Origin of the sequence: Burkholderia territorii, assembly GCF_902833055.1 — a bacterium.
GTDB lineage: Bacteria > Pseudomonadota > Gammaproteobacteria > Burkholderiales > Burkholderiaceae > Burkholderia > Burkholderia territorii.
The window spans coordinates 50,039-75,597 of record NZ_CADFEJ010000001.1 but is presented as its reverse complement, the minus strand read 5'-3'; the positions used below and the strand labels follow the sequence as shown (position 1 = coordinate 75,597).

General features: G+C 67.4%; 24 protein-coding genes. 8 read left to right on the top strand and 16 right to left on the bottom strand.

Going from position 1 to position 25,559, the window contains the following annotated elements:
- Positions 1-29: 29 nt before the first annotated feature.
- The gene (locus tag HW466_RS00365) at positions 30-578 is read left to right on the top strand and encodes a hypothetical protein (protein ID WP_059506731.1); all 549 of its coding nucleotides are present in this window, start codon (positions 30-32) and stop codon (positions 576-578) included.
- A 92-nt stretch (positions 579-670) separates the two neighbouring features.
- Here the strand turns inward: HW466_RS00365 and HW466_RS00360 are convergent, their stop codons facing one another.
- Positions 671-805 (bottom strand): entericidin A/B family lipoprotein, encoded by a 135-nt coding sequence (locus HW466_RS00360; protein ID WP_059449563.1) that lies wholly within the window; start codon positions 803-805, stop codon positions 671-673.
- A gap of 232 nt (positions 806-1,037) precedes the next feature.
- Between HW466_RS00360 and HW466_RS00355 the strand changes: the two genes are divergently transcribed.
- Entirely contained in the window at positions 1,038-2,333 is a 1,296-nt protein-coding gene (locus HW466_RS00355; RefSeq protein ID WP_151005309.1) for an aspartate carbamoyltransferase, read from the top strand.
- A gap of 103 nt (positions 2,334-2,436) precedes the next feature.
- On the opposite strand, the gene HW466_RS00350 is transcribed toward HW466_RS00355, so the two are convergent.
- Together HW466_RS00350 and HW466_RS00345 are read right to left on the bottom strand one after the other, a co-directional pair.
- Positions 2,437-2,856, bottom strand: a complete 420-nt coding sequence (locus tag HW466_RS00350) for a type II toxin-antitoxin system VapC family toxin (protein WP_151005311.1) — start codon at positions 2,854-2,856, stop codon at positions 2,437-2,439.
- Complete coding sequence (locus HW466_RS00345; RefSeq protein WP_059449606.1) at positions 2,853-3,092, bottom strand: FitA-like ribbon-helix-helix domain-containing protein; 240 nt, start codon at positions 3,090-3,092, stop codon at positions 2,853-2,855. The genes HW466_RS00350 and HW466_RS00345 overlap by 4 nt, the downstream gene beginning before the upstream one ends.
- A 321-nt stretch (positions 3,093-3,413) precedes the next feature.
- Here HW466_RS00345 and HW466_RS00340 point away from each other — a divergent pair, with 321 nt between their 5' ends.
- From HW466_RS00340 to HW466_RS00325, 4 genes are all read left to right on the top strand, one after another.
- On the top strand, positions 3,414-5,657 hold the full coding sequence (locus HW466_RS00340) for a TonB-dependent receptor (protein ID WP_151005313.1): 2,244 nt from the start codon (positions 3,414-3,416) through the stop codon (positions 5,655-5,657).
- Between the two features lie 3 nt (positions 5,658-5,660).
- Positions 5,661-6,416 carry a tetratricopeptide repeat protein gene (locus HW466_RS00335; protein ID WP_060348302.1) on the top strand — a complete coding sequence of 252 codons (756 nt, stop codon included), beginning with the start codon at positions 5,661-5,663 and terminating at the stop codon, positions 6,414-6,416.
- Positions 6,413-7,096 (top strand): Fe2+-dependent dioxygenase, encoded by a 684-nt coding sequence (locus tag HW466_RS00330; RefSeq protein ID WP_060348301.1) that lies wholly within the window; start codon positions 6,413-6,415, stop codon positions 7,094-7,096. The genes HW466_RS00335 and HW466_RS00330 overlap by 4 nt, the downstream gene beginning before the upstream one ends.
- Before the next feature lie 355 nt (positions 7,097-7,451).
- A complete protein-coding gene (locus tag HW466_RS00325; protein WP_059506727.1) occupies positions 7,452-8,036 on the top strand; it encodes a nucleotidyltransferase family protein in 585 nt (194 codons plus the stop codon).
- A gap of 457 nt (positions 8,037-8,493) precedes the next feature.
- Here HW466_RS00325 and HW466_RS00320 read toward each other — a convergent pair whose 3' ends face one another.
- From HW466_RS00320 to panE, 8 genes are all read right to left on the bottom strand, one after another.
- The gene (locus tag HW466_RS00320) at positions 8,494-9,252 is read right to left on the bottom strand and encodes an SDR family oxidoreductase (RefSeq protein WP_059846518.1); all 759 of its coding nucleotides are present in this window, start codon (positions 9,250-9,252) and stop codon (positions 8,494-8,496) included.
- The gene (locus HW466_RS00315; RefSeq protein ID WP_174906016.1) at positions 9,249-10,796 is read right to left on the bottom strand and encodes an FGGY-family carbohydrate kinase; all 1,548 of its coding nucleotides are present in this window, start codon (positions 10,794-10,796) and stop codon (positions 9,249-9,251) included. Before HW466_RS00315 ends, HW466_RS00320 begins: the two co-directional genes overlap by 4 nt.
- Positions 10,797-10,829: 33 nt before the next feature.
- A complete protein-coding gene (locus HW466_RS00310; protein WP_059950182.1) occupies positions 10,830-11,918 on the bottom strand; it encodes an alcohol dehydrogenase catalytic domain-containing protein in 1,089 nt (362 codons plus the stop codon).
- A gap of 46 nt (positions 11,919-11,964) precedes the next feature.
- The gene (locus tag HW466_RS00305) at positions 11,965-12,978 is read right to left on the bottom strand and encodes an ABC transporter permease (protein WP_059506721.1); all 1,014 of its coding nucleotides are present in this window, start codon (positions 12,976-12,978) and stop codon (positions 11,965-11,967) included.
- A complete protein-coding gene (locus HW466_RS00300) occupies positions 12,965-14,629 on the bottom strand; it encodes a sugar ABC transporter ATP-binding protein (protein ID WP_244138210.1) in 1,665 nt (554 codons plus the stop codon). The genes HW466_RS00305 and HW466_RS00300 overlap by 14 nt, the downstream gene beginning before the upstream one ends.
- Positions 14,548-15,489 carry a substrate-binding domain-containing protein gene (locus tag HW466_RS00295; RefSeq protein WP_151005719.1) on the bottom strand — a complete coding sequence of 314 codons (942 nt, stop codon included), beginning with the start codon at positions 15,487-15,489 and terminating at the stop codon, positions 14,548-14,550. Before HW466_RS00295 ends, HW466_RS00300 begins: the two co-directional genes overlap by 82 nt.
- Before the next feature lie 117 nt (positions 15,490-15,606).
- Positions 15,607-16,566: an AraC family transcriptional regulator gene (locus HW466_RS00290; RefSeq protein WP_059506718.1), complete on the bottom strand. Its 960-nt coding sequence runs from the start codon at positions 16,564-16,566 to the stop codon at positions 15,607-15,609.
- 294 nt (positions 16,567-16,860) lie between these two features.
- Positions 16,861-17,799 (bottom strand): 2-dehydropantoate 2-reductase, encoded by a 939-nt coding sequence (gene panE / locus HW466_RS00285; RefSeq protein ID WP_174906017.1) that lies wholly within the window; start codon positions 17,797-17,799, stop codon positions 16,861-16,863.
- Positions 17,800-18,056: 257 nt separating this feature from the next.
- Here panE and HW466_RS00280 point away from each other — a divergent pair, with 257 nt between their 5' ends.
- Complete coding sequence (locus HW466_RS00280) at positions 18,057-19,610, top strand: methyl-accepting chemotaxis protein (protein WP_060348297.1); 1,554 nt, start codon at positions 18,057-18,059, stop codon at positions 19,608-19,610.
- Positions 19,611-19,752: 142 nt separating this feature from the next.
- On the opposite strand, the gene HW466_RS00275 is transcribed toward HW466_RS00280, so the two are convergent.
- A complete protein-coding gene (locus HW466_RS00275; RefSeq protein WP_060348339.1) occupies positions 19,753-20,430 on the bottom strand; it encodes a LuxR C-terminal-related transcriptional regulator in 678 nt (225 codons plus the stop codon).
- A gap of 385 nt (positions 20,431-20,815) precedes the next feature.
- Between HW466_RS00275 and HW466_RS00270 the strand changes: the two genes are divergently transcribed.
- Positions 20,816-21,307, top strand: a complete 492-nt coding sequence (locus HW466_RS00270) for a hypothetical protein (protein WP_059449548.1) — start codon at positions 20,816-20,818, stop codon at positions 21,305-21,307.
- Positions 21,308-21,365: 58 nt separating this feature from the next.
- Here the strand turns inward: HW466_RS00270 and HW466_RS00265 are convergent, their stop codons facing one another.
- The 4 genes from HW466_RS00265 to HW466_RS00250 all read right to left on the bottom strand — a co-directional run bounded on the left by HW466_RS00265 (position 21,366) and on the right by HW466_RS00250 (position 25,543).
- Complete coding sequence (locus HW466_RS00265) at positions 21,366-22,787, bottom strand: sigma-54 dependent transcriptional regulator (RefSeq protein WP_151006847.1); 1,422 nt, start codon at positions 22,785-22,787, stop codon at positions 21,366-21,368.
- A gap of 108 nt (positions 22,788-22,895) precedes the next feature.
- Positions 22,896-23,480, bottom strand: a complete 585-nt coding sequence (locus HW466_RS00260; RefSeq protein ID WP_151006848.1) for a hypothetical protein — start codon at positions 23,478-23,480, stop codon at positions 22,896-22,898.
- A gap of 156 nt (positions 23,481-23,636) precedes the next feature.
- Positions 23,637-25,217 (bottom strand): chemotaxis protein CheA, encoded by a 1,581-nt coding sequence (locus tag HW466_RS00255; RefSeq protein ID WP_174906018.1) that lies wholly within the window; start codon positions 25,215-25,217, stop codon positions 23,637-23,639.
- Positions 25,218-25,261: 44 nt separating this feature from the next.
- Positions 25,262-25,543 carry a hypothetical protein gene (locus HW466_RS00250; protein ID WP_059449544.1) on the bottom strand — a complete coding sequence of 94 codons (282 nt, stop codon included), beginning with the start codon at positions 25,541-25,543 and terminating at the stop codon, positions 25,262-25,264.
- Between the last annotated feature and the right edge of the window lie 16 nt (positions 25,544-25,559).

Sequence of the window (25,559 nt, the reverse complement as noted above, 5' to 3'; positions counted from 1 at the left end):
ACAACCATCGAACAACAATTCGCATCGCCATGAACAAGAAGGAAGCCAGAACAAGAATCGCGGCGCTGCTGTCCGCGGGCACGAGGAAAGCCGACGTGCTGGCCGAGCTGGCCGGACAGGGCCTCAAGGATCGCGTGCTCGCGCGCCTGATCGCGTCGCGCCCCGACCCCGAACTGTGCAGGAAGAACAAGGTGCATACGCGGGTGCTGATCGCGCTTGGCATCGCGCAGTTGTTGATCAGCCTCGCGCTCGCCTATCTGCTCCGGGCCGAGGGACTCGGCGCCGGCGCCGCGATGCTGTTCCTCGGCCTGACGGTACCGTTGTCGCTGCTGTTCATCTGGGGCTTCGCGACGCATCGCGTGGGCGCGTATCACGCGTTCATCGTTCTGTCGCTGCTGCAACTGCCGAAGACGATCGCCGATCTCGGTCGCGATCCGTCGGCCGCGCTGCCGACCCTCGCGGTCACGATCATCCTGGTCGGTTACGTGTGGTTCGTGCGCAACCGGCTGTTCCCGGACTTCGGCTGGTTCACGCCGCGCAAGATCGACGGCCGTTACGCGTTCGTGGAAAGCGCCTGACGCCGCCGCATCGCGCACCATGAAAAAAAGGCGCCGGGCCGTCCCGCGATCGTGGGACGCCCGGCGCCTTCCGCATTCCGGAACCCGGTGGCTTACTTGGCCTTCTCGGCCGTATCACTAATTGCCTGGCCACCCTTCGAAATGTCCTGCCCCATGCCTGCAACGGTATTGCAACCGGCGAGCGCGGCGGTCACCACCAGCAGCACTGCAGCAATCGTACGCGTCATTCTCATTCTCCTTCGAGTCAACATGCCCGACCGGGCGAATCGTATGCGGCGTGGCGCCCTGCGGCGTGCAGGACACGGGGCCTGACCTGATTATACGGAGACAGCGGCCGCGCGCCAGTATCGGCCGCCCCGCCTGGCGCCGGCCACAGGCGCCGTCGCGCAGATTTCCCTTGACTTCGGCCACGCGCGAACTAATATACGCATCGCGTATATTTTCCCTCAGGTGCCGCCGATGACCGTTCCCCAGCAAGCCTTCCTGCGCGACGCGATGCGCCGCCTCAACATGACCCGCGAAGCGTTCGCGAACCGCATCGGCGTAAGCCGACGTGCACTGGATACGTGGCTGTTGCCCGACGACTCGCAGGAATCGCGCGGCATGCCCGAGATCGTCGAGCGCTTCGTGTCCGAAATCGTCGACCGCCCGGCACCGGAAGGCACGGACTATACGCAAAGCGTAGAAAAGCAGGGGCTCGCGAAGCAATTCCTGTTCGAAAGCAAGCCGCAACTGATTTCCGTGGACCAGTTCTCGCGGGATTCGGTCGAGGCACTGTTCCGCGTCGCCGACGTGATGCAGCCGATCGCGCGCCGCCACAAGATCTCGCGTGTACTTGAAGGTGCCGTGCTCGGCAACCTGTTCTTCGAGGCCAGCACGCGCACGCGCGTGTCGTTCGGCGCGGCCTTCTGCCGGCTCGGCGGCTCGGTATGCGACACCACCGGCTTCACGTTCTCGTCGATGGCCAAGGGCGAATCGATCTACGACACGAGCCGCGTGATGGCCGGCTACGTCGACGCGCTCGTGATCCGCCACCCGGAGAAAGGCTCGGTCGCCGAGTTCGCGCGCGCGACCAACCTGCCGGTGATCAACGGCGGCGACGGCCCGGGCGAGCACCCGAGCCAGGCACTCCTCGATCTCTATACGATCCAGCGCGAGTTCTCGCGGCTCGGCAAGATTGTCGACGGCGCGCATATCGCGCTCGTCGGCGACCTGAAATACGGCCGCACCGTGCACTCGCTCGCCAAGCTGCTCGCGTTGTACCGCGGGCTGAAGTTCACGCTCGTGTCGCCGCCGACGCTTGAAATGCCCGCGTACATCATCGACCAGATCGCGACGAACGGCCACGTGATCGAGCAGACGAACGATCTCGCGGCCGGGCTGCGCGGCGCGGACGTCGTCTATGCAACGCGGATCCAGAAGGAGCGCTTCACCGACGAGTCGTTCGAAGGCTACACGCCGGATTTCCAGATCAACCAGGCGCTCGTCGACTCCGTCTGCAAGCCCGACACGCTGATCATGCACCCGCTGCCGCGCGACAGCCGGCCCGGCGCGAACGACCTGTCGGTCGACCTGAACCGCGATCCGCGGCTCGCGATCTTCCGGCAGACCGACAACGGCATTCCGGTGCGGATGGCAATCTTCGCGGTGTTGCTCGGCGTCGAGAACCTGGTTCAGCATTCGATGCGCGACGCGACGTGGCGCCCGCCGGCGTACCTCGGCCCGGAGGACGCGGTGTTTCACGGGATCGATTGACGCGCATCCGGCGTCGCACTCAAACGCGACATGCGCAACGCGCCGCCTTGCACGGCGCGTTTTTCATTGTCGATGCGGATGATTCGGGAGCGGGCGGCCCGCGTCAGCCGGCCCACGGATCGATCACGCGCAGGCCTGCCGCTTCGAACGGCGCGACGTCGCGCGTGGCGACGATCAAGCCGTTCGCCTCGGCCGTCGCGGCGATAAAGCCATCGGCCGGTGCCAGCGCGTGGCCTGCCGCACGAGCCTTCGCGCGAAGGCTCGCATACGCCTTACTGGCGGCATCGTCGAACGGCAGGATCCGGCCGCGAAACAGCGGCAGGACGCGCTGCTCGATGCTTTGCTCCAGCCAGTCCCGCCTGCGCCCTTCCGGCAACGCTGCCACGCCGAATCGCATTTCCGCGAGACTGATCGCGGAAAGAAACAACGTCTCGACGATCTGCGCGTCGAGCCATTCGATCACCGCCCCGCTCGGCTCGCGCCGCAACGGCTCGGAAATGACGTTGGTGTCGACCAGGATCATTCGAAGCTCATCGGATCGGTGCGCGATCTGTCGCGCTGAATCTCGAAATCGATACCGCCGGCCTCCCGCCCGATCTCGGCCAACAACGTTCCGAGCCTCGGCCGCCCGTCTGGCCGGACGGCCTGCTCCAGAATGTCGCGCACCTCGGCTTCGGTGCTGCGGCCATGTTGCGCCGCCCGGATTCGAAGCGCGCGATGCACCTCGTCGGACAAATTTCGAACTGTGATCACGGGCATGATGCGCCTCACCGAGATTGCTTTCAATGCAGTCATCTTAGCACTCCGCTGTCACTTTCGACGAATGAGATTCCGCCACTGTAATCGGCCCGCCACGCCCTTCATACTCGGCCATTCGGCCATCCCGCCCCGCCCCACGAGCCCTCAAACCCTCTGCAACATTCGTCAACATTCCCATCACAAACGCGAACAAGAACGCTTCTCATTCACCAAAAAATTACATAGAATGCCGGCTGAAAACAAATCGTAATAATTCCCGGCGGCATGCACATTTCCGTAGCGCGTCGTTCCCGGGACCACACCGCGAGGTCGAAGCGCACCATGAAGTCCCGTCCTGAAGAGCTGAAACTCGGCAAATTCACCACCCTCTGCAGCGTGCTCGCCGCGAGCCCTGCGTTCGCCGACGGCACGCCGCCGGCCGCGCCAGTCGGAACCGAAGACCATCTCGCGCCGATCGAAGTTCAGGGCAAGGCCGAGCACAGCTACAAGGCCGACTTTTCCGCATCCGCGAAATTCACCGCGCCCCTCGTCGACACGCCGAAGTCCGTGACCGTGATCCCGCAGGAGCTGATCCAGAACAGCGGCGCGGCTACGCTGACCGAAGCGCTGCGCACCGTGCCCGGCATCACGTTCGGTGCGGGCGAAGGCGGCAACCCGCTCGGCGATCGTCCGTTCATCCGCGGCTACGACACGCAAGGCAGCATGTTCGTCGACGGAATGCGCGACACCGGCGCGACTACTCGCGAGATCTTCAACACCGAGCGCGTCGAGATCACCAAGGGCTCCGATGGCGCATATGGCGGCCGCGGCGGCGCGGGCGGCAGCATCAACCTGATCACGAAAACGCCGCATCTCGGCACGACGGCCGCCGCGAGCGCCGGCCTCGGCACGGACCGCTATCGCCGCTTCACCGCCGACGGCAACTGGCAGTTCGCCGATCACGCCGCATTCCGCCTGAACCTGATGAGCCACAACAACGACGTCGCCGGCCGCGACGCCGTCAACAACGAGCGCTGGGGCGTCGCGCCGTCGATCGCGTTCGGTCTCGGCACGCCGACGCGCGTGACCGCGAGCTACTACCACTTGTCCACCGACGACATGCCCGATGGCGGCATTCCGTACTTCTACACGACGTCGAACAAGCCCGCGAACGTCGACACGATCTATCCGGCACCCGTCGATCGCCACAACTTCTACGGCCTGGTCGACCGCGACTTCCGCAAGACCACATCCGACATCAGCACGATCAGGATCGAGCACGACATCACGCCGAACCTGACGGTGCGCAACACCACGCGCTACACGGAATCGACCCAGGACTACATCTGGACGCAGCCCGACGACAGCCAGGGCAACGTGGTCAACGGCAAGGTCTGGCGTCGCAACAACAACCGCAACAGCTCGATCAACAGCCTCGCGAACCTGACCGAACTGTTCGGCGAATTCCGCACCGGCCCGTTCAAGCACAGCTTCACGACCGGCATCGAGCTGTCGCGCGAATGGGGCAAGCGCGATTCGTACACCGTCGCGACCGACAAGGGCACGATCTGCCAGCAAGGCATCGGCGCGCCGTCCGGCTACAACTGCACGAGCCTGTGGTCGCCGAACCCGAACGATCCGTGGGCCGGCTCCATCACGCGCAACAACGACTATGCGCATGCGCGCACCACGACCAAGTCGATCTACGGTTTCGACACGATCGAGCTCACGCCGCGCTGGCAAGTGAATGCCGGCGTGCGCGTCGATGACTACTCGACCCGCTTCACCGACACCCGGGCGAACGGCGGCAAGACCTACACGCGCGACGACACGCTCGTGAACTGGCAGGCCGGCCTCGTGTTCAAGCCCGCGCAAAACGGCAGCATCTACGCGTCGTATGCGACGTCGTCGACGCCGGCCGGCATGCTGCTCGGCGAAGGCAGCGAAACGCAGTCGCTCACGCCGGGCCGCGGCGGCGTCGGCTCGAACGCCGATCAGCTGTCGCCCGAGAAAAACCGCAGCGTCGAGGTCGGCACGAAGTGGAACGTGCTCGACGACAAGCTGTCGCTCACCGCCGCGCTGTTCCAGATCGACACGACGAATGCGCGCGTGACGCTGCCGAACAATCAGTACGCGATGGTCGGCAACAAGCGCGTTCAGGGTCTCGAGCTCGGTGTCGCCGGGCAGATCACGAAGCAGTGGCAGGTATTCGGCGGCTATACGTACATGAAGAGCGAACTGCGCGACAACGGCAAGGATGCCGCGAACAACGGCCACCGGTTCCCCAATACGCCGAAGCACAGCCTGACGATGTGGTCGAACTACGACGTGACGCCGAAATTCACCGTCGGCGGCGGCGCGTTCTACATGTCGGAAGTGTTCGGCGATCCCGCGAACCTGCGCGCGGTGCCGTCGTACTGGCGCTTCGATGCGATGGCGCAATACCGGATCAACAAGAAGCTCGACTTGCAGCTGAACGTGAACAATCTGTTCAACCGCACGTACTTCGATCAGGCGTACCCGGCGCACTACGCGTCGATCGCGCCGGGCCGCTCGGCGTTCGTTACGCTGAACGCGCGCTACTGATCGATGGAGACCGTCTCGCTGAAGGCGCTCGCGTCGGTGTCGCCGCGCGCATTCGCCGACATCCTCGCCGGGCCGCCCGAGCGCGCTGCCGCGTGGGTCGCGGCAGCCGCCGACAACGGTATCGTCGATGCGCAGGCCGTCTACGGCCAGTACCTGCTGGACGGGCACGGCGTCGCGCGCGATCCGGCCGCCGCATTCGGCTGGTTCCGGCATGCGGCGCGAGCCGGCCACCCGATGGCGATGAACATGCTGGGCCGGTGCTACGAACTCGGCTGGGGCACGGCCGCGTGCGCGCCGGTGGCGGTCTACTGGTACCGGCTCGCCGCGCAGGCCGGGCTCGACTGGGGCATGTACAACTATGCGACGGCGCTCGCGCTCGGCAACGGCGTCGACGAGGATCGCGCCGCCGCGCTCGACTGGTTTCGCCGCGCCGCCGCGCTCGGCCATGCGAAATCGATCAACCTGATCGGCGGCTTCTACGAGGACGGCTGGGTCGTGGCCGTCGATGTCGATGCCGCATTCGACCACTATCGTCGCGCCGCCGAGGCAGGCGATTTTCGCGGCCAGTTCAACTACGCGCGGCTGCTCGCCGATCGCGGGCGCGTCGACGAAGCCCTCGTCTGGCTCGCGCGCGTGCCGGCCACCGCCACTCCCGCGTTCGTCGCGAAGATGCGCGCGTATCTCGCATCGTCGCCGCTCGATGCGTTACGCACGGCGGCCATGCAGTTGCCGTCTCACGGTATGGAATCCGAATCATGATGATTCATATCCCGGGCGTGCTGACCCACGCACAGGTCGCGCAATGCCGCGAGATGCTCGATGCCGCCGACTGGATCGACGGCAACGCGACGTCCGGCGCGCAGTCCGCACTCGCGAAACGCAACCGGCAATTGCCGGAAGGCTCGCCGGTCGCGCGCGCGGTCGGCGATGCGATCCAGGACGCGCTGGCGCGGCATCCGCTGTTCTTCTCGGCGGCGCTGCCGCTGAAGGTGTTTCCGCCGTTGTTCAACCGCTACGGAGGCGGCGAGACGTTCGGCACGCATGTCGACAACGCGATCCGGCTGCTGCGCGGCACGGATTTTCGCGTGCGCAGCGACCTGTCGGCTACGTTGTTTCTCGAGGAACCGCACGCGTACGACGGCGGCGAGCTCTGCGTGGAAGACACCTACGGCGTGCATCGCGCGAAGCTGCCGGCGGGCGATCTCGTGCTGTATCCGGCGTCGAGCCTGCATCATGTGACGCCGGTCACGCGTGGCGAACGCGTCGCGTCGTTCTTCTGGATTCAGAGCATGGTGCGCGACGATGGCGACCGCACGCTGCTGTTTCAGCTCGATACGCAGATTCAGGCGCTGTCGGCGGAAAAAGGCGCGCAGGATCCGATGGTCATTTCGCTGACGGGGATTTATCACAACCTGTTGCGGAAGTGGGCGGATGCGTAGTCGCGGCGATCACGCGCGATGTGCATGTGCTTGGGCCATCGCCCCCTCCCCGCGTGCCGGCATTCGTCTAACGAAATCGCTGATGACCGACCACGCGCCGTGCACCGCATGCACCGGTGCCGGTTTCATCGATTACCCGTCGGAATGGTTGGCATGGGTCGTCCGGCGACCGCCATTGGGCCGTGACGCAGGTTGAATCGCCGCGACATGACGCCCCGTCGAGGAAACCTTCGCCGACGAACGCCCCCGCCGACATTCTTTCCGACGACGACGCCCCGCATCGGTAACATCCGCACTTGCCGATCCCCGTTCGCTCCCGCACAATCGGGCCACCTGCCTCCCTCCCCCCGCGCCGATGTCCTATGCGTCACTCGCCACCGGCGTCCTGCTCGCCGGCGGTCTCGGTCAACGCTTCGACCCAAGCGGTCTGCACAGCAAGCTGCTCGCGCTGCTTCCCGACGGCACGCCGGTTGCGGTCGCGGCCGCGCGTCGCCTCGCCGCGGCCACGGCCGACGTGATCGCCGTCGTGCGTCCCGGCGCGGAAAAACTCGCGATTCTGCTGAACGAAGCCGGTTGCCAGGTCGTCTATGCGCCCGATGCGACGCGCGGGATGGGCGCGAGCCTTGCGGCCGGCGTCCGCGCGACGCCCGAAGCAACCGGCTGGCTGGTCGCGCTCGGCGACATGCCCTGGATCGCGGCATCCACGTACGAAGCCGTCACGCGCGCGCTCGACGCCGACGACGCATCGATCGTCGCCCCCGTCCATCGCGGCGTACGCGGTCATCCGGTCGGCTTCGCCGCGCACCATTACGACGCGCTGGCCGCGCTCGACGGCGATACGGGTGCCCGTGCGTTGTTCGCAAGCGCGCCGGTCAACCTGCTCGCCGTCGACGATCCCGGCATCCTGCGCGACGTCGACACGCCCGCGGATCTACGCTGACATCGACACGCGCAAGCCGCATCGCGCATCGTGAATGCGCGGCTTCGCGCGGCCCGGCACGATACCTGCGAAGGCGCGCATGTCGGCGGCAATCCGCATGCGGCCACGAGAATCGCGCTGCAAACACGCGCCCGATTGCCTATAACGGAGACGAGGCGCACCCGCCGCGCCACCGCCACCACGCATTGCGCGAGTTCCTCATGGACCACACGACCCCGATGCCCGAGCCCCCGGCCGACCCGAACCGCGATCCGGAAGACGATCCACTGTCACCACCGCCGCCGGGGCATCCTCACGACAACCCGCAGCAGCCCGACGGACCGCCGAGCAAGGACCCGGTCTAGCCGGCCACCGCCCGCGCCCTCGGACCTGCTTCCGCATTCGGCCCGGCAGCGACAGCCGCGTGCCGTGCCGGCGCCGGTGCCGGCGCCGCTGCGAGCCCCGCCGCGAGCACCCGCTATCGCGCTGTATACCCGCCATCGATCGGCAGCGATATGCCGCTGATCATCGACGCCGCATCGCTGAGCAGGAACAGGATCGGCTCGACCACCTCGTCCGGCTCCGCGAAACGCCCGAGCGGAATCGCCGCGAGCATCGGTGCACGCTTCTCCGGCTCGCTCCACGCGAACTGCGCCATGGGCGTGAGCGTCACGGTCGGGTTCACGCTGTTCACGCGAATCCCGTGTGCGCCGAGTTCGATGCAGAGCACGCGCGTCATCGCATCGAGCGCCGCCTTCGACGCGCAATAGCTCAGATGCGCGGGCAGGCCGACGAGCGCGGCCTGGCTCGACACGTTGACGATGCTGCCCCGCGCGCGTGCCGCGTCTCGCCCCGCGCGTTCGATCATCTTCCGCGCGACGGCCCGTGCGACCAGCGCCGCGCCGCGCGCATTGACGGCCATCACGCGATCGAAGTGCGCCGCGCTGACCTCGAGCGCCGGTTCGAGCGACGCGACTCCCGCGCAGTTGACGAGCCCGTCGAACGCGTCGTGCGCGGCGAGCGCTGCATCGATCGCGTGTTCGTCGCCGCCGATATCGATGCGCAACGTTTCGCATGCAATCTCGCCGGCCAGCGATTCGAGCGCGGCCGCATCGCGCCCGGCCGCGACGACCCGCGCGCCAGCATGAGCCAGCGCAACCGCGCACGCGCGCCCGATCCCGCTCGACGCACCGGTGACGAGCACCCGCGCACTGCTGAAATCGAATCGTGTCTTCATGATGAGGTGCGCAGTTCGTGCATGATCGGCTTGAGCGCCGGATACGACGCCGTATAGAGCGCAAAGCGCGCCGCATACGCATTCGCGCGCGCGGCATCGGGCCGCGCGCGTTCGACGAGCGTGACCCAGCCGCCCTGCGCGTCGCCGCGCGACACCAGCCCCGCGCCGACGCCCGCGAGCAGCGCGGCGCCCATCGCCGCCTCGACGTCCTGCTCGATCGTCCATACCGGAAAACCCGTCACGTCCGCGATGATCTGCATCCACAGCGCCGAATGCGCGGCACCGCCGACGACGATCAACCGGTCGTCCAGTGCCACCGCGCCCTGCCGGCCGGCCTCGATGTTGTGCCGCAGCGCGAACGCGACGCCTTCGAGCACCGCGCGATACAGATGCGCGCGCGTGTGCGCGAGGCTCAGCCCGACGAATGCGCCGCTCGCCTTCGCGTCCCACACCGGGCTGCGTTCGCCCATCAGGTACGGCAGGAACAGCACGCCGTCCGCGCCGGGCGGCACGCCTTCGGCCGCTTCCTCGAGCAGCACGTGCGGATCGCCGTGCGGCAGCAATCGCGCCGCATCGATCTCCGCGTGACAGAACTGATCGCGGAACCATGCGACCGATGCACCGGCGGTGATCGCGCCGCCGAACACGTACAGGTCGCGCTGACCATTGAACACGTGGGGCATGCTGACGAGCCCGTGCCGCGCATCGACGTGCTGGTTTACGTAGCCCCAGCACATGCTGGTGCCGATCATCGCGACATGCTGGCCGGTGCGCGTCGCGCCGGCCGCGAAGGTCGCGACGGCCGCATCCACGCCGCCCGCGACGATCGGCGTGCCGCCCGGCAGGCCGAGCCGTTCCGTCCATTGCGACAGCAGCCCGCCGACGACGTCAGTGGATTCGACGAGCCGCTCGGGCATCATCGTCGCCGGGATACCGAGCATGTCGAGGGCATCGTCGGACCACTCGCGGCGTGCGACGTCGTACACGCCGCCGATGTTGCCGGCCGAACTGTGGTCGACCGCGACTTCGCCGGTCAGCAGATAGATCACGTATGCGTTCGGCGGCAGGAAATATCGCACGTTCGCCCATACGTCCGGGCGCTGCTCGCGCAGCCACAGCATCTTCGTGAACCCGTAGTAGCTGTCGACGCCATTGCCCGTGATCACGCGCAGCCGCTCGACGTTCACGTTCTCGTTCACCCAGTCGACCGCCGCGGTCGCGCGCCGGTCCATCCAGATCAGGCACGGGTGCAACGGCCGCATGTCGCTGTCGACCGGAATGCCGGAGCCGCCGTACAGGCCGCTCACGCACACGGCGCGGATCGCATCGGCCGGCACGCCGTGCGCGCGCGCATCGCTCACGCAGCCCGCGATGCACTCGAGCACCGCATCGAACCACACCTGCGGCCACTGCTCGGCCCACAGCGGGCGCGGCGTGTCGGGCTGGTAGCCGGCCGAGCGCCGCGCGACGACCGCGCCCTGCCGATCGACGAGCAGCGCCTTGGTGCTCTGCGTGCCGATGTCGACGCCTATCACGTATTCCATGATGTCTCCGGTGAGAGATCGCACGAGCGCAGGTCAACGCGCCGGCTTCAGCAGCACCTTGATCGATTCGGGCGACTTCGCGACGCGGATCGCATCGTCCCATTCCTCCAGCGCGAAGCCGTGCGTGACGATGCCTTTCGACGTGACGAGCCCGCGCGCGAGCAGGTCGATCGCGATCGGGTAGCAATACGGCCCCAGATGCGCGCCGCGCACGTCGAGCTCCTTGCGATCGCCGATGATCGACCAGTCTGCGGTCGTGTCCTCGCCGAACACGCTGAACTCGACGAAACGGCCGAGCTTGCGGATCAGCTCCAGCCCCTGGTTCACGCCGACCGGCGCGCCGGTCGTCTCGATGTACACGTCGCATCCATAGCCGTCGGTCAGCGCGCGAACGATCTCGCGCGCATCGTCGCGCGTCGGATTGATGGTGACGTCCGCGCCGTATTGACGCGCAAGTTCGAGCCGCTCGTCGATCAGGTCGATCACGACGAGCTTCTTCGGCGTCTTCAGGTGCGCGACCTGCGTCATCATCAGGCCGAGCGGGCCCGCGCCCGCGATCACGACGACGTCGTCGAGCTGAATGTCGCCGCGATTCACGGTATGGATCGCGCACGACAGCGGCTCGATGATCGCCGCATCCTCGAGCGACACGCCCAGCGGAATCCGGTGCACGATCGCGGTCGGCGGAATGCGCATGTACTCGGCCATCCCGCCGTCGGCGACCTCGCGCTGGAAGCCGAAGATGTTGTGCACCTCGCACATCCAGTATTGGCCCGACTTGCAGTAGCGGCACTTCCCGCACGGCACGATCTGCTCGGCGATCACGCGGTCGCCCTGCGCGACGCCGAAATGCTCGGCCGCGCCGTCGCCGAGCGCCTCCACGTAGCCGAAGAATTCGTGGCCGGGAATCACCGGCGCCTTGACCCACGGGCTCGGGCCGCCCCAGAACATCTTCGCGCCCGTGTAGCACTTGCAATCGCTCGCGCAGATCCCGCACGCGGCGATGCGGATCACGAGCTCGTTCGCGCCCGCGCGCGGCTTCGCGACCTGCTCGACGCGATAGTCCTCGGGGCCGTGGCAAACCACCGCGGTCATGCGCGGCTGGGCTTCGGGTGTCGTCATGAGTTGTCTCTTCCGTTGATGATTCGGATGGCTGATGAATGAATCGTTACCGCGACCGTTCTCGGCTGATGTAGATCGCGAGCAGGATGATTCCGCCTTTGATCACGTTCTGCACATACGGGTTCACGCCGATCATGTTCAGACCGTTGTTGAGCACGCCGAGCAGCAGCGCACCGACCAGCGTGCCGAGAATCGCGCCGCGCCCGCCAGAGATCGACGTGCCGCCCATCACGACGGCCGCAATCGCATCGAGCTCGAAGCCGACCCCGGCATTCGGCTGCCCGCTCATCAGGCGCCCGGTCAGCACGATCGCGGCAAGCGCCGACGTGAGCCCGGCCAGCGTGTAGACGATCAGCTTCACGCGTGCGACGCGCACGCCGGTGAGCCGCGTCGCCTGCTCGTTGCCGCCGATCGCATACACGTAGCGGCCGAACGGCATGCGATCGAGCAGCAGCCACGCGATCGCATAGACGGCCAGCATGATCAGCACCGGCGCCTGGATGCCGAGCACCTTGCCGCTGCCGAAGAACGCGACCCAGTCGGGCAGCCCGTCGATCGGATAGCCGCCCGTATAGATCAGCGCGAGGCCGCGCGCGATGCCCATCGTCGCGAGCGTGACGATGATCGGCGGCATCCCCGCGAACGCGACGAACACGCCGTTCAGGAAGCCGAACCCGAAGCCCACCGCGATGCCGATCGCGAGCGCTGCGACCGCATTCACGCCGGCGACCATCAAACCCGCCGCGAGCGTGCCGGACAGCGCCATGACCGAGCCGACCGACAGGTCGATCCCGCCGGTCAGGATCACGCACGTCATGCCGACCGCGATGATCGCGTTGATCGACACCTGGCGCAGCACGTTCTCCAGGTTCGCGGCGGACAGGAAGCTCGGGCTCGCGATCATCATCGCGATGCACACGACGATCAGCCCGACGAGCGGATAGAACAGCGTCGAACGCCGCAATTGCGTCCACGTCGCGCGCGGCGGCGGCGCATCGCCGTTTCCGGCCGCGGCCGCGAGTGTCGGGGAAGACGGGGAAGAAGAATCAGGCAGGTTCATGGATCGCTCCTCGCGTGCCGGCCGTGGCATGGGTCATGACCGTGTCGGGATCGATCTCGTCGCCTTCGAGCGTCGCTTCGATGCGGCCCTGCCGGAACACGGCGACGCGGTCGCACATGCCGACGATCTCCGGCAGCTCGGACGAGATCATGATGATGGCGTAGCCGCGCGCGGTGAGTTCGCGCATCAGCCCGTAGATTTCTGCTTTCGCACCGACGTCGATGCCGCGTGTCGGCTCGTCGAAGATCAGCACCGTCGCGTGGTGATTGAGCCAGCGCGCGATCACGACCTTCTGCTGGTTGCCGCCCGACAGCGTCGCGACCTCGGTGTGAATCGACGGCGCCTTCACGCCGACGCGCCGCATCACGTCGTGCGTCGTGCGCGCTTCGCCGCGACGATCGATCAGCCAGCGCATCGAGCGGTACTTGCCGAGATTGTTCAGCGAGATGTTGTCGCGAATCGAGAACGACGTCACGAGCCCTTCCGTCTTGCGGCTCTCCGGCAGCAGGCCGATGCCCGCGCGCAGCGCGTCGGCCGGATCGGCGAGCTTCGCCGCCGCGCCGCGCACGCGCACTTCCTTGCGGTATGCGCGCGTCGCGCCGATCACCGCGAGCGCGGTCTCCGTGCGGCCCGAGCCGACCAGCCCCGCGAAGCCCAGGATCTCGCCCGCATGCAGCGCGAAGCGGTTGACCGGGCCGTCGCGCTCGATCTGCAGCGCGTCGACTTCGAGCACGGCGGGCGCATCGGCGGCGCGCGGCGGCTTCGGCGGGAAACTGCTTTCGAGCCGGCGGCCGACCATCATTCGCACCAGTTGCTCGACATCCGTGCGCGCGACGTCGGTGGTCGCGACATACTGGCCGTCGCGCAGCACCGTGATGCGATCGCACACCGCGAAGATCTCGTCGAGGTGATGCGAGATGAAGATCATCGCGACACCCTGCCGCTTCAGCTCGCGCATGATCGAGAAAAGGTGCTCGGCCTCGGCCGGCGTGAGGGTGGCGGTCGGCTCGTCGAGGATCAGGATTCGCGCGTCGAGCGACAGTGCCTTGCCGATCTCGACGAACTGCTGTTGCGCGACCGACAGCGTACGCAGCGGCGCGTCGAGATCGATCGTCACGCCGAGCCGCGCGAAGATGCCGGCCGCGACGCGCCGCATCCGCGCGCGATCGCGCACGCCCCAGCGGGTGCGCAGCTCGCGGCCGAGGAACAGGTTGTCGACGGCATCGAGATGCGGAATCAGGCTGAATTCCTGAAACACGATGCCGATACCGGCCGCGACCGCGTCGTGATAACTCGCGAAATGCCGCGCGCTGCCGTCGATCTCGATCGTGCCGGTATCCGGCTGGTGGATCCCGCAGAGGATCTTCATCAGCGTCGACTTGCCGGCTCCGTTCTCGCCGAGCAGCGCATGAATCTCGCCGCGCGCGATCTCGAGGTGAATGTCCGACAACGCCTTCACGCCCGGAAAGCTTTTCGTGATGTGACTGAGCGTCAGTATCGTATCCATCGGCTTCTCCGTGCGAAGGACGTCGGCCGGGCCGCCGCTCTTCACGTCGCGCCTCGCATCGCTCACCAGCTGAATCCCTTCGCGTTGCCGCGATCGACGACCTTCACGTCGACCGGAATCGCCTTCGGCACCGTCGCGCCCCACTTGCGCGCGATCGCGATGCCGAGCGCGATGCGCACCTGGTCGGCGGGGAACTGCGCGGTCGTCTCGATGAACTTCGAGTTCGGTTTCTGGATCGCGGCGATCGCCTCGGGCGCGCCGTCGACGCTCGTCAGCTTGATGTCCTTGCCCGATCCCTCGATCGCCGCGAGCGCGCCCATCGACCCGCCGTCGTTCACGCTGAAGATGCCCTTCAGGTTCGGATGCGCGGAGATCATGTTCTCCGTCACCGACAACGCGGTCGCGCGTTCCTGCTTGCCGTTCTGCGTGTCGACCAGCTTCACGTTCGGGAATTTCGCGAGGCCGGCCTTGCAGCCACGCACGCGCTCGAGAATCGGCACGACCGGGATGCCGTCGAGGATCGCCACTTCGCCGCTGCCGCCGATCGCCTTCGCCAGGTATTCGCACGACATCACGCCCGCGTCGTAATTCTTCGAGCCGACGAACGAATCGACCGGGCCGTTCGCGTTCGCGTCGACGGCCACGACCACGGCGCCGGCCTTCTTCGCCTGCGTGATCGCCGACTGGATGCCGGTCGAATCGGTCGGATTCACGAGCAGGATGTCGATCTTCTTCTGCAGCATGTCCTCGACGTCGCTCACCTGCTTGCTGACGTCGTGATGCGCGTCCGTCACGACGACCTGCGCGCCGATCGACGCGGCCGCGTCGTTCAACGCCTTCTGCATCGTCACGAAATACGGGTTGTTCAGCTCCTGGAAGGTCATGCCGATCCGCAGCGGCGCCGCGTGCGTGACTATCGGGAACCAGGCTGCGACGGCGGCCGCGGCGACGGCCGCGAGGCGGGCGGCGCGGCGGCGGGATGAAGCGGGCGATGCGTGCGTCATGACGGTGTCTCCGGTTATGTGCGGTTTTTTCGTGGGTGAGCGGGCCCCTCGCGACGCGAACGGCGCGATCGGCCTGGTGAAACGGCAGGAAAAGTCAGGCGGGCGAACGCCCGGCGATCATCCGGGCTGCGGCACGAGCCCGTGCGGTCCGGGTGTGACCACGCGCGGCGGCGTCGGATTGCCGGTGAGCGGCGCGTGCAGCGCGAGCTCGCGGCTGCGTGCATTCAACCGTTGCAGCGCGCGAAACTCGGACGGTGCCATGCCCTTCACCGCGCGGAACTGGCGGTTGAAGTTGGACACGTTGTTGAAGCCGGCCTGGAAGCAGATGTCGGTGATGTTCGCATCGTCGGCGAGCAGCATCTGGCAGGCCGATTCGATTCGCAGCCGGTTCACGTACTGGACGAACGGCAAGCCGGTATGACGATGGAACGCGCGCGAGAATGCGCTGACGCTCTGCCCGGTCAGCTGCGCGAGATCGGATTCGCGCAGCTCGGACGCGAGGTTCTTGCCGATGTACGACAGCGCGTGGCTGAGCCGCGTCGGCGTCACGTGCGCCTGGTCGTACGCGGGGCTCGCGAGCAGCGTGCGTTCGGCCGCGCCGCACAGCCGCTCGAGGATCGTCATGAACAGCGCGATGCGGCGCATCCCGCGCGCGCCCAGCAATTCGTCGAACAGCGGCGCGATCGCGGCGCTCGTGTCGTCGTCGAAGCCCACGCCGCGCCGCGCGTCGTCGAGCAGCGCCTGCGCGTCGCGGCATTCGGGAAACGCGTCCATGCAGCGGCGCACGAACGACGGATCGAACTGGATCACCAGATTGCGGCGCTCGACGGTTTCGCCCTCGGCCATGTCGCTGACCCAGTTGTGCGGCAGGTTCGGGCCAAGCAGCACGAGATGGCCGGGGCCGAACGAGCCGATGTGGTCGCCGACGAAATACTTGCCGCGTGTCGCGACGATCAGGTGCAGCTCGAATTCGGGATGGAAATGCCAGCGGATCGTGCGGTACGGATAGCCGTGCGACCAGACCTTGAACGACTCGTCGCGTCGCACGTCGACCACTTCCAGATCGGGATGCATCATGCTGGCGTCTCCATTCCCATGTCTCGCTGGCCGGGCCGTTCGGCGGTTCGCCTCGTTCGCCGCGGGAGTCGTGCGGCAACGCGACCGGTCGCATGGGAAGCAATGTAGGTCGATCGCGTGCGCGGCTCCACCAACTTTACGCCTGATTTTCGATACTTTTTTGCGCGTTACGCGTGAAAAGGGACACGAAACGCAAAATTGTGCAGTGCGGCACCCGAGCGGCCGGGCGTCGACGGCGGGCAGGTGCGCACTGCGGAACGGCCGCCGGCCGGGCGTCGACGGCCGCTGCCGCGGCTACGCCGCCGCGCTTTCCCGCGCGACACGCACCTCGTACGCCTTCAGGTGGTTGTACGCGATTCGCAGCAACGACAGTGCATCCGCCGCCTGCGGGTCGCGGCGCGCCAGCAGGTCGCCGATCACGTGATCGGCTTCGACCCGTGCGCGGTTTTCCACGTCGCGCAGCATCGACGCGGTCAGCGGCGACGGTGTCAGAACCATCCGCCGCATCCGTTCGACGGCGGCCGGATCGGGCCGGTAACCGTTGTGCGCGGCGATCGCGCTGGTTTCGTCGAGCATCGTCTCGAGCAGGTGCCGGCCATCCGGCGCGGCGAGAATGTCGCCGACCGAACCGCGAAACAGCGACGTGCTCGCCGCGAGCGTGGCGAGGAACACCCACTTGTCCCACATCCGCGCGACGATGTCGTCGCTGAGCGTCGCGTCGAAACCCGCGCCGTCGAACACGTCGGCCACCGCGCGCACACGCGCCGATTCGCCGCCGGCCAGTTCGCCGAACGACAGCCCTGCCGTGTCGTTCAGGTGCACGATCCGCTGCTCGCGATCGAGCGTCGCCGCGATCACGCACAGGCCGCCCAGCACCTGGCCGGCACCGAACCGGTCGCGCAGCACGTCGAGATGACGCATCCCGTTGAGCATCGGCAGGATCAGCGTCGACGGCCCGACGAACGGTGCGAACGATGCAATCGCCTCGTCGAGGCTGTAAGCCTTGCAGCTCAGCAGCACCAGGTCGAACGGCGCGGCCGCATCGCCCGCGCGCAGCGTCCGTACGTTCGCGAGCGTCAGGTCGCCGCGCGGGCTGCGGATCTGGAGCCCGTCGCGCGCGAGCGCGGCCGCGCGGGCCTCGCGTACCAGGAACGTCACATCGCGCCCCGCCGCCGCGAGCCGGCCGCCGAAGTATCCGCCGACCGCGCCGGCCCCCACCACCAGAATTCGCATCGTTGCCTCCTTTCGGGTTCGTGCGATGCCGCCGCCGCTCGCCCGACCGTCGGGGCACGACGTGCTATCGCCATCGCCCGACAGTATAGCGATGCCGCATATGTATATGCATAGATACCCGCACCGCCCTCGCCGGTATCGCGTCGCCGCCTTTCTAAGGGATTACCCGTCTACGCCAACGTCGGCTTCGCGCCGTCAAAGAGTTATCCCGTCACGCCGTTCCGGCGCGCTTGTTCGACCGACCGACCTCACTACCCATGCGCACCCTTTCCCTGAACCAGAAACTCGCCTCGATGATCGTCATCCTGTGGCTCGGCCTGCTCGTGATCGCCGGCGTGGGCGCGTGGCAGACGCGCGCGTCGATGATCACGGACCGCCGCGACCAGCTTGCGTCGCTGGTCGCGCAGGCGACGAACGTCGCCGACCATTACTACAAGCTGTCGCAACAGAACGTGCTGCCGGAAGCCGACGCGAAGCAGAAGGCGCTCGAGGCGATCGCCGCGATGCGCTACGGCGCCGACGGCTACATTTCGATCAACGATTCGAAGCCGGTGATCGTGATGCATCCGATCAAGACCGAGCTGAACGGCAAGGACGTGTCGAATTTCACCGATCCGAACGGCAAGCACCTGTTCGTCGAAATCGTAAAGGCCGGCAACATGGATGGCGGCAAGGGTTTCGTCGAATATCTGTGGCCGAAGCCTGGCGCCGACAAGCCGCAGGACAAGACCAGCGCGGTGCAGCGCTTCGCACCGTGGGACTGGTATCTCGTGACGGGCATGTACATGAACGACGTGCGTTCGGCCGTGCTCGCGAGCGTCGGCCGCTGGCTCGCGATAACGGCCGTGCTCGGCGCGATCTCGACCGTCGTGATGGTGCTCGTGCTGAAGAGCGTGCGCGCGAACCTCGGCGGCGAGCTCGAAGTGGCGCTCGATGCCGCGCGGCGTATCGCGCAGGGCGACCTGACCGCGCGCGTGGACGTGAAGCACGACGATCGCGGCAGTCTGCTGCATGCACTGCATACGATGCAGAGCGGGCTGATCGACATGGTGTCGCGCGTGCGCACGGGCACGGAGAACATCAACGTCGGCGCGAGCGAGATCGCATCGGGCAACACCGATCTGTCGCAGCGCACCGAGGAACAGGCGGCCGCGCTCGTGCAGACCGCATCGAGCATGGACCAGATGACCGCGAACGTGAAGCAGAACGCGGACAGCGCCGCCCAGGCCGCGACGCTCGCGGGCCAGGCCGCGCAGGTCGCGACGCGCGGCAGCGCGGTGGTCGACGATGTGGTGCGCACGATGAACGAGATCACCGGCCGCTCGCACAAGATCGGCGACATCATCGGCGTGATCGACGGGATTGCGTTCCAGACCAACATCCTCGCGCTGAACGCGGCCGTCGAAGCGGCGCGCGCGGGCGAACAGGGCCGCGGCTTCGCGGTGGTCGCCGCCGAGGTGCGCTCGCTCGCGCAACGCTCGGCCACGGCCGCGAAGGAGATCAAGTCGCTGATCGTGTCGTCGAACGAAACCGTCGAGCACGGCGCGACGCTCGTCACGCATGCGGGCGAGACGATGGCCGAGATCGTGCAGTCGGTGCGGCGCGTGAGCGAGATCCTCGACGAGATCAGCCATGCGTCGCGCGAGCAGAGCGCGGGCATCGAGCAGGTGAATCGCGCGGTGGGCGAGATGGACCAGGTCACGCAGCAGAACGCGGCTCTCGTCGAACAAGCCGCGGCGGCCGCGCATTCGCTGCGCGACCAGGCCGAAGCGCTGCGCGACGCCGTCACGCGTTTCGCGTTGCCGGCCTGACATCGCCTCGTCCGTCGGCATCCGCCCGATGCCGACGGAGCTCGCGCGACGGGCCGGCAATGCGCGGCCGGCCGCTGCGCGGTTCGGGGCGCGTCCTCGCTTCTTCCCCGCCTCTTCCCGCTTCTCCCGGCTTCTTCCGCGCTTACCCCGCCCCGCCGAGCCGCCTCACGGCGTCGATACCGCCGAATCCCATCCCGGCCGCCCGCTGCACGAGCTCGATGTCGTTGGTCACGCCAAGCTTCTTCATCGCGCTGATCTTCTGCGCGCTGACCGTCTGCTTGCCCTTGTTCAACCGCAGCGCGATCGTCTTGATCGGCAGGCCTGCCAGATAAAGGCGTATGACCTCGATCTCGCGCGTCGACAGTTTCACCGGCGGATGGTCGGGCTCGGCGACCGAGTCGAGCGCACGCCGGACGAGCGGCGACTGATAGCGCCCGCCGCTGTAGCTCGAATGGATCGCGGTGACGATATGACCGACTTCGTCGAATTTGCTGACGAGGCTCGCGCTGCCCTTCGCCAGGATCGAGCGGAAAAGCACCGGACTCTCGTTCCCGACCAGCGCGACGATCCCGACCTTCGGGTGTGCGGCGTGCAGCCAGTCGAACAGTGCGAGGCCGTCCATCTTCGCGTCGCCGCGAATCGGATAGTCGACCAGCACGATGTCGCATTCGACGCGGCCAAGCGCCTCGATCAGGTCGGCCGAGGTTCGGGAGACGCCGACGAGATCGATGGCGCACGCGTCGCAGGCGATGTGCTCCATGCCCGCGAGCGTCAGCGGCGAGTCGTACGCGAAAACAGTGCGAATTCTGAATTTCCCCATGCGCAGTCCCAGATGGTTCGCCGGGCCGCACGATGCGGAGTGCGCGCGCGGCCGGATCGGCATTGAATCGATATTCGGGATATTTTTATCCCGCACATCATTCTAGGCAGCAACGCGCGGCCGGGATATGGGGCGGTGTCTGAATTGCACGATGCAGCCGTGATACGAGTTTGATCTCGTCGCCCGTCGTGGCGTTCGCCGGCAGCCAGGGTCGGCCGAACGGCCGACGTTGCCGGTCGCGCCAGCCGCGCCGACGGCACGCGGGGTAAAATTGCGCCCTTTGCATGCCACGCCGGGCGAGCGGCCAGCGGCAGCGCGCCATTCCCGGCCGCGCGCCCGCGCGTTCGCCGGTGCATGCCGGCTGCCCGTACTTCCCGCTTTCCCCATGACCGAATCCGATCTGCAATCCGACGACACCACCATCCACGAAGACGGCCTCTGGCGCGACAACGGCTGGACGGCCCGCATCATCAAGAACGAGGACGACGACGGCTGGGCCGTCGAGATGATCAAGGACGGCGAGGCCGAGCCCGCGCTCGTCGGCCCGTGGACGATGGGTCGCGACAAGAAGAATCCGAAGCCGATGGACGCGAACGCGTTCCGCACGCTGGTGAAGACCGCGACCGAGGTGCTCATGCGCCACGAGCAGCAGCGCCGCGCGATGCTGCACAAGGAAGTGACGGTGCAGAACGACGACGGGCAGGATGTGTCGGTCACGCTCGACATCGTGCCGGACGAATTCGAGCCATATGCGCAACTGAAGGCGTTCGACCCGTACGGCGAGCTGCTGGCCGACGCGAAGGTCTCCGCCGGGTTCAAGCTCAACAAGGCCAGTGCCGCACGCTGGGTCGAATCGGGCTTCGAGCGGCCGGCCTGACGGCGCGGGCCGGCGCCCGCGCGACGCCGGGCCTCATGCCGCGCCAGCGCGACCGGCATCAGCCGTGCAGGCCGTGCGCGGTCATCAGGCGGTACAGCGTCGCGCGCGAGACGCCGAGTTCCGCCGCGGCGTCGGCATGCTGGCGCCGATGCCGCAACAGCGTTTCCTCGATCGTGCGCCGCTCGGCCTGGCGGCGCGATTCCGAGAGCGTCGGCGGCCGGTGCGACGTATATTGATGCAGTTCGAGATCGACGGCCGAGATCAGCGGGCCATTCGTCATCACGACCGCGAAGCGGATGCGGTTGATCAGCTCGCGCACGTTGCCGGGCCATGCATAGTTGTGGATCGCCTCGATCGCGCACGGCATGAAGCCGCGGATCCGGTGCGCGCTGTCGCCGCAATAGCGCTGCAACATGTGCTCGGCGAGCAGCATGATGTCGCGGCCGCGCGCGCGCAGCGGCGGCTCGTCGATCCGCAGCACGCAGAGCCGGTAATACAGGTCCGCGCGGAACCGCCCCGCCCGCATCGCGGCCTCGAGATCGACATGGGTGGCGGACACGATGCGGACATCCACCGGAATCGACGCGTGCCCGCCGAGCCGCTCGACCTTGCCCTCCTGCAGGAATCGCAGCAGGCTCGCCTGGCTCTCGAACGGCATGTCGCCGATTTCATCGAGAAACAACGTGCCGCCGTGCGCGGCCTCGATGCGGCCGATCTTGCGCTGGTGCGCGCCGGTGAACGCGCCGCGCTCGTGCCCGAACAGTTCGGCCTGCAGCAGCGTCGTCGGAATCGCCGCGCAATTCACGGCGACGAACGGCGCGTCGGCGCGCGACGAATGCCGGTGGATCGCCGACGCGGTCAACTCCTTGCCGGTGCCGGATTCGCCGGCGATGAACACGGTAGCCTCGGTGTTCGCGACCTTGCGGATGGTCGCGAACAGACGGCGCATCGCGTCGCATGCGCCGATCATCGACCCGCCAGGCGGCACGGCCTCGATCGCCGGATCGCCTTCCGCCAGTTTCAGCATCCCGTACGCATGGCCGACGAGATAGCCGATCGTCGTATGGGCCGTCGCATCGCACACGTAGCCGAAGCAGCACTGGCGAATCAGGCGCGCGATGGCGGCGTCGCGCAGCCGTTCGTCGTCGGCGAGCGCGACCCAGCCGACGCGCGGATCGCGCAACAGCGCCTCGAACGACGCGACGTCGGGCGATGCGAAGTCGTCGAAATCGACGATGCCCCCGTGCAGGCGGTTCGCCTTCACGAGATTGAGTGCGTCCGCAACGGATTTGGCGCGCCACACGTCCCAGCCGCGCGACGCGAGGCAGTCGACGAGTGCTGTATCGGGACGCTGGGACAGATACACGAGCGGACGTGACGACACGCCAAGGTGTCGCCGGACCGCGACGAACGGTGGCGTGCACGGTGGCCGTTCACTCTCGTGCGGGCCTGACAGACTGATCGGGCAGCATTGGTTCACGATGGCCTCGCCGCATTGGGTTGTCTGGCTAAACGGGCGGCACGAAACGGTGCGCGGCAGGCCTGCCTGCCCGCGACGCCGCCGGCATGTCCGCTCGGGAAAGTTTCATCATCGGCAGAACACGACACGCTGCGTGTAGATCTGCGGCTCGACAACGGGCCGCGCGGCCTGGTTGAGGTCCTCGCGATAAGTACGGTAGGTCTTGCCGTTCACCGTCACTTCCGACGCGGGCGCCGTCTCGATCGTGTTCAGCCCTTTGCTCTGCCAGTCGCTGACGCGCGCCGACGCGGACACGCTCGATTCGCCGGCGATCTTCTGCGTGATCGCGCTGCTGTCGCTCCATGGCTGGGTCTGCATGTCCTGCGCGTGCTGCATCGCGCCGACCGTCTTGCCGGTCGGCGTCGGCCCGTTCTGCGCTTCGAACGGCGCGCCACGGCCGTACACCGGCGATTGCCACGACGGTGCGTGTCCTTCCGCCGGCATCATGTAGATCATCTGCGGATCGCCGACCATCATCATCGGCACGCATGCGGTGTTGTCCGGGCGGCCGAGCGTCGTCAGCGCCTGCTGGACGCTCGCGGCATTCGCGAGGGTCTGCTCGCTCAGGATGACGAAGACCGCAGGATTCTGGAAAACCGACTGCGCGGCGGCTTGTGTGCCGTACAGCAGCAGCGCGGCCAAAAAGATCCTCATGATTGAGGCCTCCTTGCACCCTGGTCAGGCAAAAAGAGGTGTTGACCTCGGGGATGGGACCAACACCCGTCAAACTTGCGACGCGCGTCGCGCCGTGAATCCCGCCGGCTTCCGTGCGACCGGGATGCCGATCGCACGGAAGCCTCGACCGCATGCTTACGACGACGTGCTCGTCGAGATGACGGCCGGCGCAGGCATCGCCGGCGCGGCCGGAGCGGCCTGCTGATCAGCCGCGGCCGGCGCGTCGGCCGACGGTGCGGGCGTGGCAGCGGATTCGGCCGCGTCCGTTGCCTTCGCATCGGCGGCCGGCGTGTCGGCAGCCGTAGCTGCCGCGGCCGGCTGCGCGGCTTCCGGCGCGGGCGCTTCGCTTGCCGCCTGCGATGCCGGTTCGGCAGGCTTCGCATCGACCGCGGGCGTTGCGGCATCCGCGGTCTGCGGTGCGGCGGTGCTCGCGGCCGAGCCGGCTTGCGCGATGTCCGGCGACGGCGTGTCGGCGGCCGGCGCTGCCGACGCTTGCGCGGCACTGTCGGTTGCGGCCGGTGAGGGTTCCGGGGCCTTGTCGGCGACTGCCGGCACGGGTTCCTGCACCTTCGTATCGATCGCAGGCGTGGCCGTCGCTTGCGCGGTGACTTCGGTTGCGGCGGGCGCCGGTTCCGGGGCCTTGTCGGCAACCGCTGGCGCCGCAACGACCGCGGCAGCCGGCACCGCGCTCACCGCAGCCGGCGCAACGACAGGCGCAGCGCTCATCACCGCCGGTGCAACGACAGGCGCCGCACTCGCCGACGGTGCTGCCGCGGCAATCGGTGCGGCAACGGCGGCGGGCACGAGCGCAGCGGCTTGCGTCGCCTTCACGGCGGTCGCTTGTGCTGCAGCGGGCACCGTGGCGACTGCCGGTGCAGCGATCGACGGCGCGGGTGCAGACACCGGCATCGGCGCCGCCTGGACCGCAGTCGTCGCCACCGGGCGCGCTTGCACGGGCGCGGCGGCGTCGAGCGGCGGCAGGCCCATGCGGCTGCGCACGAGCGGATCGCGATACTTCACGTCGTCGGCCACGGTCGCCTCGGCCGCGGGCGCCACGTTCGAGCGCGCGAGCGGTGCGGTCGTGCCCGGGCACAGGTGGCCGGTCGCTTCCACCGCGCGCCGGTTCGCATCGCTCTGGCAAAGCAGCGCGAGCGCAACGTCGGTTAACCCCATCGCCCGGAATTCACGCGCGTCGAGACGACGCACGCATGCCTGGTCGACCAGGGTCGTGCCGCCCGTCGCGCCGAAGCCCGGAAACGACACGCCGACGCTCACCGAGCCCATGCAGGTATCGGACAGCGTGGTCGTGAGCCCCGGCGCCTGGATCGCCGGGTTCGTCTTGATCGTCTGGGTGCCCGAGTAATTGACGTTTTCCGACGTCTGGGTGTTGTACGGGCTGGTGCCGGGCGCGCCGGCGGCGAGCGAGCTCGTGCTCTGCGGCGTCACGTTCGAGCCGCCGCTCGTCGAAGACGGCAGGTTCAGGTTCACCTGCACGCTCGAATTGCCGCTGCCGCGAATGCCGCTGCTGCTCGTGGCATTGCCGCCGGTCGTGGTGTTCGTGTTCGTGTTCATGCTCGCGCCGCCGCCGAGGCTGACCGCCGTCGACGACGTCGAGGACTGCGCGCTTGAAGTCGAGTCGGCGGTCTGCGCTTGGGCACCGATCGTGGCCATCGCGAACATTGCCGCACATGCCACCCTGATCTTGTTGCTGTTCATTTCACTCTCCGGACGAGGTTTGACCTCCCACCCAGGCAACCGTGTTAATTCCCCTGAATTCCTTCAGCTTTGCCTGCTTCCCCGAACTGCTTCCAGCCGCTGCCCAGCTGGGACCATGAACCGCCCGACATGCCCGGCCATTGCGGGGCCGCCGATGCGCCGATGGCACTGCCCGACGAAAGCGCGTGTTGTTGTGACGGTTTGGTTGTCTGGTCAGGGTTGTTTGACGTCTGCACATTCGATTGCACGTCGTCGGCAGCACGGTCAGCGCCATACGCCGTCAAAGACGCGAGCATCAGAGCGGCGGCAATCAGTTTCTGCTTCATGCCAACTCCTTACGGT

Excerpts from the sequence above, each read along its gene's own strand:
- HW466_RS00365 (WP_059506731.1), top strand. The coding sequence starts at position 30 with ATGAACAAGAAGGAAGCCAGAACAAGAATCGCGGCGCTGCTGTCCGCG.
- HW466_RS00360 (WP_059449563.1), bottom strand. The coding sequence starts at position 805 with ATGACGCGTACGATTGCTGCAGTGCTGCTGGTGGTGACCGCCGCGCTC.
- HW466_RS00355 (WP_151005309.1), top strand. The coding sequence starts at position 1,038 with ATGACCGTTCCCCAGCAAGCCTTCCTGCGCGACGCGATGCGCCGCCTC.
- HW466_RS00350 (WP_151005311.1), bottom strand. The coding sequence starts at position 2,856 with ATGATCCTGGTCGACACCAACGTCATTTCCGAGCCGTTGCGGCGCGAG.
- HW466_RS00345 (WP_059449606.1), bottom strand. The coding sequence starts at position 3,092 with ATGCCCGTGATCACAGTTCGAAATTTGTCCGACGAGGTGCATCGCGCG.
- HW466_RS00340 (WP_151005313.1), top strand. The coding sequence starts at position 3,414 with ATGAAGTCCCGTCCTGAAGAGCTGAAACTCGGCAAATTCACCACCCTC.
- HW466_RS00335 (WP_060348302.1), top strand. The coding sequence starts at position 5,661 with ATGGAGACCGTCTCGCTGAAGGCGCTCGCGTCGGTGTCGCCGCGCGCA.
- HW466_RS00330 (WP_060348301.1), top strand. The coding sequence starts at position 6,413 with ATGATGATTCATATCCCGGGCGTGCTGACCCACGCACAGGTCGCGCAA.
- HW466_RS00325 (WP_059506727.1), top strand. The coding sequence starts at position 7,452 with ATGTCCTATGCGTCACTCGCCACCGGCGTCCTGCTCGCCGGCGGTCTC.
- HW466_RS00320 (WP_059846518.1), bottom strand. The coding sequence starts at position 9,252 with ATGAAGACACGATTCGATTTCAGCAGTGCGCGGGTGCTCGTCACCGGT.
- HW466_RS00315 (WP_174906016.1), bottom strand. The coding sequence starts at position 10,796 with ATGGAATACGTGATAGGCGTCGACATCGGCACGCAGAGCACCAAGGCG.
- HW466_RS00310 (WP_059950182.1), bottom strand. The coding sequence starts at position 11,918 with ATGACGACACCCGAAGCCCAGCCGCGCATGACCGCGGTGGTTTGCCAC.
- HW466_RS00305 (WP_059506721.1), bottom strand. The coding sequence starts at position 12,978 with ATGAACCTGCCTGATTCTTCTTCCCCGTCTTCCCCGACACTCGCGGCC.
- HW466_RS00295 (WP_151005719.1), bottom strand. The coding sequence starts at position 15,489 with ATGACGCACGCATCGCCCGCTTCATCCCGCCGCCGCGCCGCCCGCCTC.
- HW466_RS00290 (WP_059506718.1), bottom strand. The coding sequence starts at position 16,566 with ATGATGCATCCCGATCTGGAAGTGGTCGACGTGCGACGCGACGAGTCG.
- panE (WP_174906017.1), bottom strand. The coding sequence starts at position 17,799 with ATGCGAATTCTGGTGGTGGGGGCCGGCGCGGTCGGCGGATACTTCGGC.
- HW466_RS00280 (WP_060348297.1), top strand. The coding sequence starts at position 18,057 with ATGCGCACCCTTTCCCTGAACCAGAAACTCGCCTCGATGATCGTCATC.
- HW466_RS00275 (WP_060348339.1), bottom strand. The coding sequence starts at position 20,430 with ATGGGGAAATTCAGAATTCGCACTGTTTTCGCGTACGACTCGCCGCTG.
- HW466_RS00270 (WP_059449548.1), top strand. The coding sequence starts at position 20,816 with ATGACCGAATCCGATCTGCAATCCGACGACACCACCATCCACGAAGAC.
- HW466_RS00260 (WP_151006848.1), bottom strand. The coding sequence starts at position 23,480 with ATGAGGATCTTTTTGGCCGCGCTGCTGCTGTACGGCACACAAGCCGCC.
- HW466_RS00255 (WP_174906018.1), bottom strand. The coding sequence starts at position 25,217 with ATGAACAGCAACAAGATCAGGGTGGCATGTGCGGCAATGTTCGCGATG.
- HW466_RS00250 (WP_059449544.1), bottom strand. The coding sequence starts at position 25,543 with ATGAAGCAGAAACTGATTGCCGCCGCTCTGATGCTCGCGTCTTTGACG.